Genomic DNA, 12,818 nt, shown 5'->3' on the forward strand with positions numbered 1-12,818 from the left:
ATCCCGCATAAAATCAAGGTATATTAGAATGTAGAATTTACTTTTTCATTCAAGCTTAACATAACGATATCTGTCTGTAAAGTTATTGGAATGTATAAAAAAATCATTTTTTCTTGCTATTTCTGCCTTTCTTTTGGTAAGACCGAATAATCTTTCGTTTGAATCAATCTCCTTTTTCGGATTGTTTTTTTTTATTTTTTTCTTGCAATCTGTTTTTTTATGTAGTATAATGTAAAACCATTGAACTGAATATGGTCTAATTGGAAACGCACATTCTCCCGGAATGATTAACGAACAACACATGCTCTTGTATCATTAATATTTCAAGGAGGATTTTTTTATGCCAAAAAACAAATTTCAGGAAGTAATTTTTACAATCATCATGGTATTTTTCATGGTATACGCCATGATCTGTTATAACATCGCTCTTAATATGGGTGGAATGTCCAACGCAGTTTTTCCTGCCGCCTTTCATGAACTGATCATAATGGGACCAATCGCATTCATTCTTGACTTCTTCCTCGTATCCAAACTTGCTTTTGCATGTGCTGCCCGTATGGTTGATTTCAGAACCTGCCATCCGTTCAGTATGATACTTGCGATCTCCGTTCCATCGGTTGCTTTTATGTGTCCGCTTATGAGCCTTGCTGCTACCATTCTTTTTAAGAATGCTGGAAATCAGTTCGTTGCTGTATGGATCCAGACAACCGCTATGAATTTCCCTGTGGCATTCTTCTGGCAGCTGATCTATGCCGGACCGATTGTCCGCTTTATTTTCAGACATATTTTCCCGGAAAGGGAAGATGCACGCCAGAGTGCACCGGAAGTTTGAGTCCTATATAATAGGAAATATTTTTTATAAAAGTAATTTCTTATTATAAGACAAAAGCAGATTCCAGACAGCCTGCCTGCCGGGAATCTGCTTTTGTTTTACAATGATCTACAGAAGATAAACCGGAAGTTCCTCATTTACATGAACCGGTCCGTTTACTTCTTCCGGAGTTTTTTCTTTGACAAATGCCGCCTCAAGTGCTTCAGAGTTCTCCGGGGTGAGAACGGAAGTCTTTACTGTTTTTTTGCGGGTTGTCGTTTTCTTTGGTGCAGTCTTTTTGGCTGCTGTTTTGCTGGTCGTTGTTTTGGCTTTTGTGGTTCTTGGTTTCTTCGCCGGAGCTTTCTTTACTTCCGCTTCTTTGACCTCTGCCGGAGCCTTTGCTTCTTCTGTCGTCTTTGCCGGCTCTGCTTTTACTTCTGTGGTCTTTGCCTCTGCGTTTGCAGCACGCAGAATGCTGTCCTTACCTACTGACATAATCCATTACCTCCCTGGCTAATTCTGTATATTCTTTCGCACTTCTGCTGGATTTTCTGTACTCCACTACCGGAACGCTGTTGTCCTGAGACCATTCAATATTACTATCCACACGGATCAGGTTGTCGAATACATGTATATTTTCCAGCTGATGCAAAATTTCCATTGTCTGTTTGAAATAGTTCTTTCTCGTGTCAACCTTGGTCACTGCGATACCTGCAACCTCAAGCTCCGGGGCAATCTGTCTGACCTCATTCAGGAATTCAAACATATTTGCAAGTCCGAACATCCCCCATGGGCTTGCCTCCACCGGAATGATTACCTTATCCGATGCACACAGGATATTCATGACCCATCCTCCGAGTGTCGGAGGCGCATCGATCAGAATATAGTCATATACCTCTGAATCCTTGATCTTCTGAAGGCATTTCTTCAGAATGAGTTCTCTCTGCCATTTTGTAAACAGCTCGTACTCGATAGAGCTCATCAAGGTGGACGACGGGATCAGATCAAGATTCTCATACGGTGTATGTACAATATAATCTGTCAGATCTTCCTGCCTGCCAATCGCATAATAAAGATTTTTCTCGCTTTTTGCGTGTTCCAGGACCCAGTCCTCCGGAAATACGGACAGCGACAGATTCAGCTGCATGTCACCGTCAACCAGAAGAACTTTTTTACCGTCACGTGCCATGGCAGCTCCCAGGTTTGAGCAGGTCGTGGACTTTCCGCTTCCTCCTTTGTTATTAGTAAAACAAATCGTTGTTGTCTTTCCCATGGGATTTTTCTCCCTTCCCTGTTTATCATTTTGGGTATTTTTATATAGCTATCTATGCCATATTATACGAAGTTTCGACAGAATTTTCAATGCGTTTGCAGGTTTTATTCTCAGTTACTGGTTACTGTTCACTCCGTTCACAACAGTCCGACTTTATTTGACATCCACTGTCTTTTCCGCTAGTATAAAACCAACTGGCAAACTGATTTTCAGAAAGGATCTGACTTATGAACTTTAAAGCTATGGCAGAAGAAAACGAATCCTGGATCATTGAACAGCGCCGATATTTCCACGCACATCCGGAGCTTTCTTTTGCAGAAAAAAACACGACACAGCAAATCGGGAAGCTTCTGGAGGAAATGGGACTCACCCCTCATTATTATCCGGATTATAATGGTCTTTGGGCAATGATCGAGGGCGGCAAGGCTTCCCCCTTCACTAAAACCGTCGCTCTCCGTGCAGATATTGACGCACTTCCTGTCGAAGAACACACAGGACTTTCTTTTTGCAGTCAGACACCTGGGGTTATGCATGCCTGCGGACATGACTGCCACATAGCCATGCTTCTTGGCGGCATACGCATACTGATGTCCCGCCGTGAAGATCTGAAGGGCAATGTAAAAATCATCTTTCAGGCCGCTGAAGAATCCTGTCATGGTGCCCAATACTATATTGAGCATGGTTTTCTGGATGATGTCGATGCGATTTACGGCACGCACATCTGGGGTGAGCTCGACGCTCCTTTTATGAATTTTGAACCCGGCCCTCGCATGGCAAGCTGCGATAATTTCCGCATTGAAATCGAAGGCGTTTCCGCCCACGGCTCCACTCCGCATCAGGGTGTTGATGCCATTCTGACTGCTGCTTACATCATCACGGAAATCCAGGCTGTTGTCTCACGTATGAATGACCCGCTGAATCCACTGGTCGTCACTGTTGGCAAGATAACCGGCGGACAGCGTTTTAATATTCTCGCAGATAAAGTCATTCTGGAGGGAACCACCCGTACACACTCTCCCGAAATGCGCCAGAGAACAGAGCCTCTGCTTCGCAGGATTGTCGAAAACACGGCTGATTCCATGGGTGCAAAAGCCACTCTCACCTTTGAATATTTTCCAGCTCCGATCATCAATGACCACGAAGACCTTGTTCAGATCGCAAGAAATGCCGCCACCAAAATGTATGGTCCTGATGCCCTGAAACCATTTCCCAAAATGATGATCAGCGAGGACTTCGCATACTATATGGAAAAAGTCCCCGGTGTCTTCGGTCTTGTCGGAAGCCAGAATAAAGAACTTGGATTCACTGCCAGAAATCACAATGATCACTATACGGTAGATGAAAGCGTCCTCAAACGCGGTGCCGCTATGTACGCACAGTTTGCCTGTGATTTTCTGGAAGAGAAAGCAGAATGATCTGCTTTCCCTTTTTCTCCAGGATTTCTTCTTCCTCAAGACTTTTCAGTTCTCTTGTCATAGCACTTCTATCTACGCTCAGATACTGTGCCAGTGCTGTGTAGGACATCGGAAGTGTAAGGATCCTGCTGTGTCTTTCTGCCGAAAGTGCATTCAGATAAGACAAAATCTTCTTTCGCGTACTCGACCTTGATAACATATAGATCCGCTCCGTCTGCTGCCGCGACTGAACAGCAATCAGCTGCAGAAGGTTGCTGACCATCTGGCTGTGATGAGCACATGCCTGTTCGCAGCGCTTGATCACATGCTCATAGTCAATAAACATCACCTTTGTCTCCTCTGCCGCACAGACGTAATAATGCTGTGAATCTGTCGGAAGAAGGAAAGCTTCCCCAAAGACCGCATCTTTTTTCAGTTCATCGATCATATCCTGATTTCCTTCTGAATCACAACAGTAAAGCACTGCCCGCCCATAAAGGATCAGACCGATTTTTTTCATGGAACTGGAATATTCCATTATCATTTCCCCGTTTTTAAAAATTATTTCTCTTGCATGAAAACAAACCCGCATTCTTTCCTGTTCTTCGGGAAGAATATCTGTAAAAAGTGTAATGTGTTCCATACTTTTTCACCCCTCTTTTCCTTGATTATAGCATATATTTTCTCAAGAAAAGCCTATTTTGTGACTTTTGCAACAGATTTTTTCTTTTAATCCTGTTATACTTTTAACAAAGTTACAGATAAGAAACCCTCATATAAATAAATATCATACTAAACTGGAGGATGCACACTATGAAGATTACAGATACTATCAAATACGTCGGCGTTAATGACCATCAGGTTGACCTTTTTGAAGGTCAGTACAAAGTTCCGAACGGCATGTCCTACAACTCCTATGTGATCCTGGATGAAAAGGTTGCTGTCATGGATACAGTAGACGCCAACTTTACGCATGAATGGCTGGATAATATCCAGCAGGTTCTGGACGATCGCAAACCGGATTATCTCATTGTACAGCATATGGAGCCGGATCACGCTGCCAATGTTGCAAACTTTCTCAAGGTTTATCCGGATACCACCGTTGTTTCCAATGTAAAAGCCTTTAACATGATCCAGAATTTCTTTGATCTCGACCTCACCAGACGCAAAATTGAAGTAGAAAACGGTGGTACTCTTTCTCTCGGATATCATCAGCTCACCTTTGTTTTTGCACCAATGGTACACTGGCCGGAAGTTATGGTCACATATGACAGCACAGAAAAAGTTCTCTTCTCTGCTGACGGCTTTGGTAAATTCGGTGCCCTGGATGTGGACGAGCCGTGGGACGATGAGGCAAGACGTTACTTCATCGGTATCGTAGGAAAATACGGAAAGCAGGTACAGGCACTCCTCAAGGTTGCCGGCACCCTTGATATCCAGAAGATCTGTCCGCTCCATGGACCAGTCCTTACAGAAGACCTTGGCCATTATATCGGACTTTATGATACCTGGTCTTCCTATACACCGGAAGCAGACGGAATCGTGATCGCCTACACCTCTGTCTATGGACATACCAGAGAGGCTGTTTATCTCCTTGCAGAGAAGCTCAAAGCCAAAGGCTGCCCAAGAGTTCTTGTCTATGACCTTGCAAGAGATGATATGTCACTGGCAATCAGTGATGCTTTCCGCTACTCCAAGCTGGTTCTTGCAACCACCACCTATAATGCAAGTGTTTATCCGTTCATGAATGACTTTATCACAAGACTGGTAGAGCACAATTTCCAGAACCGTACTGTGGCACTCGTCGAAAACGGATCCTGGGCACCTCTCGCAGCCAAGATCATGAAGGAAATGATGGCTCCGTGCAAAAAAATCAACTGGGTAAAAAACAATGTCCATATCTGGTCTGCAGTAAAAGAAGACAACCGTAAACAGATTGAGTCAATGTCTGATGAACTCTGCAAGGAATATATTGCAAAAAGCGATAATCTTGCAAACAAAAATGATATGTCTGCACTTTTCCGCATCGGCTACGGACTCTATGTCGTAACCTCCAACGACGGAAAACGCGATAACGGCCTGATCGTAAACACAGTTACTCAGCTGACCGATAACCCGTACCGTGTAGCTGTAAACATCAATAAAGCCAACTACTCTCATCATATCATCCAGCAGACGGGAATTATGAATGTAAACTGTCTGTCCGTGGACGCACCGTTCTCTGTCTTTGAACAGTTCGGCTTCCAGTCCGGCAGAAGCACAGATAAATTTGCAGGTCAGAAGGTCAACCGTTCCGGCAATGGACTGGTATTCCTGGATAAATATATCAACGCATTCATGTCTCTGAAGGTTGAGCAGTATGTGGATCTCGGCACTCATGGAATGTTCATCTGCAGTGTCACCGAAGCCCGCGTCATGAGTGACCAGGAGACCATGACCTACACCTACTACCAGAACAATGTAAAACCGAAGCCACAGACAGAAGGAAAGAAAGGCTTTGTATGCAAAGTCTGCGGATATATCTACGAAGGCGATGAGCTTCCGGAAGACTACATCTGCCCGCTGTGCAAACATGGTGCTGTGGATTTTGAACCGATACAGTAAAGATTATATATAAAACAGAGGAAGCTGTCCGATGGGCAGCTTCTTTACGTATGGTGAGTCAGGTTATAATGTATAGCAGTCATATCGGATTGCCTTGCCATTTAAGGTATAGGAAGGTTTTCTTCCTGCAAGGAATTCGCTCTTCAGCGGACGCTTTACAATAATCTTGTCCGGACCGGCCTTGATCGCTGCGTCAAAGAGATCTGTTTCCTCTGAGCAGGGCGGCTCCAGTTTCTGGATCAGCTGGAGTTTCTTGTTGATCAGGCTTGATTTCTGTCTTGCCGGAAACATCGGATCCAGATAGATCACATCTACCGGATCCAGAAGTCCGGACATACATTCTACACTGTCACCCTCGACCAGCTTCATCCTGGCGGCGATTTCCTTAAGTATCATATTTTTTTTCGCACGGCGTAGTGCATCCTTCAGAAGGATTGCGACCACCGGATTCTGTTCATATAATGTTACCTCATAGCCCTGTGCCGCCAGAAGGAAGGCATCCTCTCCCATTCCCGCTGTGGCATCAATCGCTTTGCGACCAATCTTCTCGGACTTTGCTGCCCGCACCAGCATTTCGTGCTGCAATCTACCATTTGTAACGCGGTGAGTCATATTTTCAAAATCTCCCTGATACGTCAGTCCGTACCCAGTCAGGGAAACCCCTTTGGAATCAAAAAGAACGGTGAGATTCTTGCCCGGCTTATCTACGATCTGGCTGGCTGTCCGCCTCGCAAATGACTCTGCCTGGTCTCGCTGTCCGCCTTTTTGTATACATACTTCAAATTTATTATTCATAGTTTTTTCGCTTCTCTTTTCTGAGTAGTTTCAAAATGTTTTACTTATCTTGGCCATCTCTGTTCCGGCGGCAGCAATTCTGAAAACTTCTGATGAGGTTCTGTCTGATACCAATAGGCCACACTCGAAAGGTCATCTTGTCTCTCAAACAATCCATTATGACTGACTCCTATCTGCTGAACAGTCACTTTGAGATTTTCCTCAAAAAACACCGGATCCGGAATATGCCATCTGTAAAATCCACGCATTGGCGGACAATCATCGTTATGATACTGGTTCCATACAAGAGAATCGTGTCTCGAATAAAAGGGATATCCCAAATATGGAGTACAATAATTCTGTTCTACGATTCTGCCGTTCTCATTTGCCGCAAAACTCCAGGATCCGCCAAAGTAATCCTCCATTCCCGTTCCGCATATTGTCGGATATTCTTCATCTCCATCTATATAGAACTTGACTTCACCTTCTCCCCACCAGTATCTTTGTAAAGTAGAAAGTCCCAGATAAGTACCTATATATTGACCTGTACCCTTTATGCCATCCAGAATAACATAGTCTTTACCAATCTCTGTAAGTGCCTGCCTTCTCCACTGAGCATGAAAATAGGAGGTATTTGCAGGAAGTGAAGCATACAAACAGTAATCAATCTGATAAAAAAATGCCGGTATGGGATTCTTATGCTGATTCTCAATTACAATACGGGCATGCTTATGAAAAGGCATCGCAAAATATGAATTAAGTCCACGTGAAGGTACAACAGCTATCACACTGGAATTTACGATACATTCCTGTCCAAAACCACAGCAGAAAAAATCTCCCAGTGGTGTTTCTACTGACGGATTTTCTTCATCATCCCAGTACATTCTCAGGACCAGATCTCTCAGTACAAAACAGTCTCCATCGGACGTCTTATTATCGACAGTAATCCATATATGACGAATTACTCCCGGTCCATCTATGTCGGCCAGAATTTCTTTCTCTCCTGGCTGAATATTTGTCAGACAGGGACTTCCTTTTCTGGAAGGTCCCAGCGGACTGCTTTCCATTCCTCCCCTGCCTTTTTCTCCTGTCCTGTTCTCAGCATTAATTGCTCTGCTTTTTCCACGGGTCAAATATGGCATCATTGAAATATCTCCTGGAAATATCATTTTGTATCCTCCTGTTTTTGTATTTTTCTTCGGAAATATGATAGACAATGGTTTCCTTTTATATCCGAAGCATAATTTTGGCTGTAAAGATTCCATTTTTATAAGTAAAACTGTCTGCGCCGCCATTTTTTTCGGCAATGTGGCGTACAGACTGGATTCCAATCCCGTTTCCGGCACGCTTTGAAGACTGGAAGATCTCATTTTTCTGCCGAATTTTCTCATCGAAGGTATTTTCTACCTGGATCAAAAGAAGATGGGTATGATGCAGATACATTTCCACCGTAATCTTTCTCCTGGAACGCTCTGTCTTCAGACTGGCCTCCACTGCATTTTCCAGAAGATTTGAAAGTACCAGACATACATCCATCTCATCTGCTGGCAGCTGCTTCGGAAGATCGATTTTGGCAAGAAACGGAACCCCCTCCTGTTTTGCATGAGCTGAATAATATCCAAGAACACTGTCCACCGCCTGATTATCACAGAAGTGAAGATCAAAGCCTGGCATTTTGCTGTCTGCACTGGAAAGATATTCTTTGATTTTTTCCAGATCGCCATTTTCTGCCAGTGATGCTAATTGAAGCCAGTGATGACGGATGTCATGGCGAATCTGCCTTGTCTCCTCAATGGCTGCACAGAGATTATCGTATCTTGCACGCTGCAAAGAAAGGAAATGATTTTCCAGCTGAAGCTTTGCATTTTTATTCAGGCTGATCGCCATCATAAGAAACATCGCATAAAAAAAGGTCAGAATTATCAGAAGCACAAGACTTACTACAATATAAATCTGCAGAATCCGGCCTGTGTATAAAGTACTCTGATATTTCGGAGCTATAAACAGATTCAGGCCAATAAAGATCAATGGCAGGATCCAGAATATATACCAGGTCTGGGCAAAATTTTCATCTGCTATCAAAATCCTCACCATATGCGTGGCAGGATACCATGCTGCCAAAACAAAGACCAGACAGACCACATTATAAAAAGCACCAGCCCCTGCGCAAAACCATAACTGTTTTTCTGCAATATTTGGTTCAAAAATCATAATAGCGTTTACTGCACGGGACAGACTGTTCACACACGCAAAAACGGCACAGACTGCCAGAAAGATACTGCTGGATTTCCAGATGGAAATCTGAAGGGTTTTGTGGTAGATCAGCATAAGAAGCATCAATACAGGAACCAACAGTAATTTGACAGGAAGCTGAAGCATATAACAGATTATGCCGCCTGACAGGCTGAGTGTCAAAAGCAGCGGGGTAAGCCACAAAGCAAGTTTGACGGGAGCCTGCTTCAGACATTCTTTTACGGGCAGATAGGCAAGAAGCATGCCGGGGATGATAACAGTAAGTTCTAATATCGGACGAATCATTTCCATCATTTTTATTTTCCTCTCTGAAACAGAAATTCCATAAAAACCTGTCGGGCATTTTTGATCAGCTTACGGCTGACCGAAATATTGCTGTTATCATCCATAAGAAACATGGTTCCATCAAAATCAACCGCATGTTCCAGGTTGATCACAACTCCTCTGCTGCACAGATAAAAACGGGTATCCATTTTCAGTGAGGCCGTAAACATCTCAAAAGACTGACGGGTGACCAGTTCCTTCCCACCAGTAGTATGTATATAGATCATATGTGAAAAATGTTCCGCATAAATAATATTCTTGAAAGGAATCTGGATGTTACTTCCATTTACCTTTACATCGATGTACTTTCCGGAATCTGGAATTCTGGCAAGTATCTCATCCATCAGGGTGGAAATTTCCCTCTCATTATACGGCTTTACAAGATAATGCAGTGCCCGTACCCTAAATCCTTCCAGTGCATGGTCTGTGGATGTGGTGGTAAAGATCAGAAGACAGTCCGCATCGGTCTTTCGAAGTTCTTTTGCAATCTCAATTCCATTTGCTCCGCCCATATAAATATCCAGAAACAACACTGTGAAAGGACGTTCTTTTGCAGCCAGAAGAAATTCTTCTCCGGATTCAAATTCAACAATATCTGCCGAAACATTTCTTCTGGAGAGCTGACTGTACAGCCATCCGTGCAATAATGTCCGCTCTTCTTTTATATCATCAACGACAGCAATTCTCATAATTACGCTTCCTCAACAAAATTCTTTATAATACTATGTTACAGACAGTATATCACAAATTGTACTCTCAGACCATGAGACTATTTTTACAATTCGTGTTATTTCCGTGCGTTCCGTGACAGAAGTATTGAAATAACCTCCACATTTCATATAATGAAGGCAACTTAACTATTCAGAAGGTCATATTTCAAAAGGAATCCGGTCGAACGCATATGGAAACTATAGTGAAAGGAGGAGGTTTGTGTATCGTATTGGGGTATTAACAGATAAGAAAAAGAATGGGGAAACTTACGCAAAAATGATCTCAGATTACTGCATCACGCAAAAGCTTTTTCCATTACTTGAAACTTATCAGAATCAGGAAGTTTTTTTTAAAGAGATACAGAGCAATGTGCCAGATATTGTACTTCTTGTATTACCCGGGGTGGATGGGCTCAATGCAGCAGAACATCTTCATTCTTTATTTCCCGAATGCGGAATCATATGGTGCAGTGATCTGGATTTTTCACTTCATGCTTTCAGGCTTCGTGTGGAATATTTTTTTATGGAACCGGTGAATGAACTCAAAATCCAGGAGGGACTCAAAGCCTGGTTCAGATCCGAAAAACGATCTTTTAAATAATACAATTTCAGGAGGATATATAATGAAGAAAAGAACTTTAATTCTTGCCATGACCGCATTGATGATCACTATGACATCTGCCGGCAATTGCACTGCTGTATATGCTGAAGAGACAGCCGCTGCGACAGAAGATGCCGGATCAACAGAATTTCCGATAAAGCCACTGTCTGCCAAAGTGGTGGACGAGAATCCATATATGGCAGACAGTGATTCCAACATTCATCATGACTGCTATAATACCGATTCCACCGATGAGGTGCTTCCGGTTGGCATCTACTCAGAAATCAATGTTTCTTACGAGAAGACAAATCCTAATGCTTCGCCTGCAATCTTTTTTGACACCTATGGACATGCCGTAGTTCCCTTCCTTGGCGGACTTGCCATTCGTGATATAAATGCAGATGAAACCCAGACAGAAGGCTGCTTTTCACCAAAACAGCATGACGGCGGCGGTTATATGATACAGAGTTCTTATTCCTTTGTAGATGAAAGCAACCGTCTGGTATGTCCTACCAGCAACAATCACGTCCTTATGCTCAAGGCAACAGATGACGAAGGCAATGTTCTTCCTGAATTTGAAAAGGTGCTGGATATCGACATAAAAGCTGCTGCTGAAGAAAAGCTGGGAAAAACACTGGATCAGAATCTTCTTTCTGTTGTATTTGATTACGACGGAAATCTGTGGTTTGCAACAGGCGGCTTCCGTATTTATCCTGACAGAAAGCAGCAGGGTGCGATCGGTTACATTTCCAGATCAGCCATCGACTCTATCCTGAACGGAGAAGAAACAAACCTGTCAGATGCTGTCTTTGTATATGAACTGACTCCTGGTGAAGGTGCAGAGAATGGAATTTCCGCTTCCAAAGACGGTGCCGTGATCCTGACAAATACAAACTGCTATCTGTTCCAGGCAGACAACGGAATAAACAAAGTATGGGAAACACCTTATGAAAGTGTCGGGGCAAAAGAAAGCAAGGAGGGCGACTCCACTACCGGCGGCGGTCTGGCATGGGGAAGCGGCTGCTCACCGTCTCTGACAAAGGATCTTGTTATGTTTACAGATAACCAGAATCCGGTAAATCTGATCGCACTGGATATGAAAACCGGCGAAACGGTTGCAGCTACACCGGTCATTGATGAACTTCCGGAAGATGTACAGGTATCTGTCGAAAACTCAGCGATCGTATATGATGACGGAGCAGGAACCGTAAGCACTATCGTATGCAACTGGTTTGGTGCCGGAAGTGCCAGCCTTGGAGAAGAAGACAGCGACTCTTCCATCCAGAGTTACGAAAATATTTATGATGTAAACTGGCTGAGACAGGGAAATAAAATGATCGCCCCGGGTATAGAGCGCGTAGATACTGTAAAGACAGATAACGGATATGAAATGAAGAGTATCTGGTGCAGAAGCGATCTGTCTGACACTTCTATGCTGAAGCTCTCTACTGCAACCGGATATATTTACGGTTACGTCCAGGATATGGAAACAGGCATGTGGCAGTATATTATGCTTGACTTTGAGACAGGCGAAACGGTATTTACCATGGATATCTCCAATAAACCTGGATATAACAATATGGCGATCGGTATGTATGCCGGAAACAGCGGAAATGCCCTCTACTGCCCGACCGGATATCTTGAACTTCTGAGATTACAGGACCGCTTTGTATATCTTCCTGAGATGCCTTACCGTAAAGTAGATCTGGACAAAGCAAATCGAAATATCTTAAGTCAGGAAAAATTTGAGACTGATGGCGGACAGGGAAATGTGTCTGGATGGCTGAATACTGTCACAGTTGAAAACGTTCATCCGAATACAACTGTCGCCCTGCGCATGAAGGGAATTTCCGGAGAAACCGCCGGATTTAAGCTTTATGCCTACGAAGCAGATGGTTCCCTGAAAGAAGTTTCTGCAGAACTGTGGCATATCCAGACAGAAGACGGCGAAACACCGGATACCTTGTCTGATAATATATTATATGAGGTGCACTTCACTGTACAGGATAATGAGGAGTTTGACCTCAGCGAGAACGAAAAAGAGATTAAAATCTCCGCAGTTCTCGGAATCTGA

Annotated in this window: 12 protein-coding genes; 5 read left to right on the forward strand and 7 right to left on the reverse strand. The window is 43.5% G+C overall.

The genetic code is table 11. The annotated features are described in order from the left end of the window. Window positions 1-340 precede the first annotated feature (340 nt). Window positions 341-832, forward strand: coding sequence for a DUF2798 domain-containing protein (locus LIR34_RS15470; protein ID WP_161286113.1), 492 nt, complete (start codon window positions 341-343; stop codon window positions 830-832). A gap of 108 nt (window positions 833-940) precedes the next feature. Here the strand turns inward: LIR34_RS15470 and LIR34_RS15475 are convergent, their stop codons facing one another. Both LIR34_RS15475 and LIR34_RS15480 read right to left on the reverse strand, forming a co-directional pair. Further along, window positions 941-1,306, reverse strand: coding sequence for a hypothetical protein (locus LIR34_RS15475; RefSeq protein ID WP_173903211.1), 366 nt, complete (start codon window positions 1,304-1,306; stop codon window positions 941-943). After that, entirely contained in the window at window positions 1,293-2,084 is a 792-nt protein-coding gene (locus LIR34_RS15480) for a ParA family protein (protein WP_161286114.1), read from the reverse strand. The genes LIR34_RS15475 and LIR34_RS15480 overlap by 14 nt, the downstream gene beginning before the upstream one ends. 227 nt (window positions 2,085-2,311) lie before the next feature. Between LIR34_RS15480 and LIR34_RS15485 the strand changes: the two genes are divergently transcribed. Continuing rightward, the gene (locus LIR34_RS15485; protein WP_173903212.1) at window positions 2,312-3,499 is read left to right on the forward strand and encodes a M20 family metallopeptidase; all 1,188 of its coding nucleotides are present in this window, start codon (window positions 2,312-2,314) and stop codon (window positions 3,497-3,499) included. On the opposite strand, the gene LIR34_RS15490 is transcribed toward LIR34_RS15485, so the two are convergent. Beyond that, entirely contained in the window at window positions 3,450-4,121 is a 672-nt protein-coding gene (locus LIR34_RS15490) for a Crp/Fnr family transcriptional regulator (protein ID WP_161286116.1), read from the reverse strand. The genes LIR34_RS15485 and LIR34_RS15490 overlap by 50 nt on opposite strands. Window positions 4,122-4,291: 170 nt before the next feature. Between LIR34_RS15490 and LIR34_RS15495 the strand changes: the two genes are divergently transcribed. Next, the gene (locus LIR34_RS15495; protein WP_173903213.1) at window positions 4,292-6,082 is read left to right on the forward strand and encodes a flavin reductase; all 1,791 of its coding nucleotides are present in this window, start codon (window positions 4,292-4,294) and stop codon (window positions 6,080-6,082) included. A 63-nt stretch (window positions 6,083-6,145) separates the two neighbouring features. Here the strand turns inward: LIR34_RS15495 and LIR34_RS15500 are convergent, their stop codons facing one another. Genes LIR34_RS15500 through LIR34_RS15515 form a run of 4 tightly spaced genes read right to left on the reverse strand, consistent with a single transcriptional unit; the run spans window position 6,146 to window position 10,122 of the window. After that, on the reverse strand, window positions 6,146-6,877 hold the full coding sequence (locus LIR34_RS15500; RefSeq protein ID WP_161286118.1) for a class I SAM-dependent methyltransferase: 732 nt from the start codon (window positions 6,875-6,877) through the stop codon (window positions 6,146-6,148). A gap of 44 nt (window positions 6,878-6,921) precedes the next feature. Next, the gene (locus tag LIR34_RS15505; RefSeq protein ID WP_161286119.1) at window positions 6,922-8,025 is read right to left on the reverse strand and encodes a glycoside hydrolase family 172 protein; all 1,104 of its coding nucleotides are present in this window, start codon (window positions 8,023-8,025) and stop codon (window positions 6,922-6,924) included. A 58-nt stretch (window positions 8,026-8,083) separates the two neighbouring features. Then, entirely contained in the window at window positions 8,084-9,403 is a 1,320-nt protein-coding gene (locus LIR34_RS15510) for an ATP-binding protein (RefSeq protein WP_173903214.1), read from the reverse strand. A gap of 2 nt (window positions 9,404-9,405) precedes the next feature. Then, on the reverse strand, window positions 9,406-10,122 hold the full coding sequence (locus tag LIR34_RS15515) for a LytR/AlgR family response regulator transcription factor (protein WP_173903215.1): 717 nt from the start codon (window positions 10,120-10,122) through the stop codon (window positions 9,406-9,408). 241 nt (window positions 10,123-10,363) lie between these two features. Here LIR34_RS15515 and LIR34_RS15520 point away from each other — a divergent pair, with 241 nt between their 5' ends. Together LIR34_RS15520 and LIR34_RS15525 are read left to right on the forward strand one after the other, a co-directional pair. Continuing rightward, window positions 10,364-10,744 carry a response regulator transcription factor gene (locus LIR34_RS15520; RefSeq protein WP_161286121.1) on the forward strand — a complete coding sequence of 127 codons (381 nt, stop codon included), beginning with the start codon at window positions 10,364-10,366 and terminating at the stop codon, window positions 10,742-10,744. A gap of 22 nt (window positions 10,745-10,766) precedes the next feature. Then, window positions 10,767-12,818, forward strand: coding sequence for a hypothetical protein (locus LIR34_RS15525; protein WP_173903216.1), 2,052 nt, complete (start codon window positions 10,767-10,769; stop codon window positions 12,816-12,818).

Origin of the sequence: Blautia sp. MSK17_66, from assembly GCF_020538025.1 — a bacterium.
GTDB lineage: Bacteria > Bacillota > Clostridia > Lachnospirales > Lachnospiraceae > Blautia_A.

Bases quoted from the DNA above. Each gene is read 5' to 3' on its own strand.
- LIR34_RS15490 (WP_161286116.1), bottom strand. From the start codon at position 4,121: ATGGAACACATTACACTTTTTACAGATATTCTTCCCGAAGAACAGGAA.
- LIR34_RS15495 (WP_173903213.1), top strand. From the start codon at position 4,292: ATGAAGATTACAGATACTATCAAATACGTCGGCGTTAATGACCATCAG.
- LIR34_RS15510 (WP_173903214.1), bottom strand. From the start codon at position 9,403: ATGATGGAAATGATTCGTCCGATATTAGAACTTACTGTTATCATCCCC.
- LIR34_RS15525 (WP_173903216.1), top strand. From the start codon at position 10,767: ATGAAGAAAAGAACTTTAATTCTTGCCATGACCGCATTGATGATCACT.
- LIR34_RS15485 (WP_173903212.1), top strand. From the start codon at position 2,312: ATGAACTTTAAAGCTATGGCAGAAGAAAACGAATCCTGGATCATTGAA.
- LIR34_RS15470 (WP_161286113.1), top strand. From the start codon at position 341: ATGCCAAAAAACAAATTTCAGGAAGTAATTTTTACAATCATCATGGTA.
- LIR34_RS15515 (WP_173903215.1), bottom strand. From the start codon at position 10,122: ATGAGAATTGCTGTCGTTGATGATATAAAAGAAGAGCGGACATTATTG.
- LIR34_RS15475 (WP_173903211.1), bottom strand. From the start codon at position 1,306: ATGTCAGTAGGTAAGGACAGCATTCTGCGTGCTGCAAACGCAGAGGCA.
- LIR34_RS15500 (WP_161286118.1), bottom strand. From the start codon at position 6,877: ATGAATAATAAATTTGAAGTATGTATACAAAAAGGCGGACAGCGAGAC.
- LIR34_RS15480 (WP_161286114.1), bottom strand. From the start codon at position 2,084: ATGGGAAAGACAACAACGATTTGTTTTACTAATAACAAAGGAGGAAGC.
- LIR34_RS15505 (WP_161286119.1), bottom strand. From the start codon at position 8,025: ATGATATTTCCAGGAGATATTTCAATGATGCCATATTTGACCCGTGGA.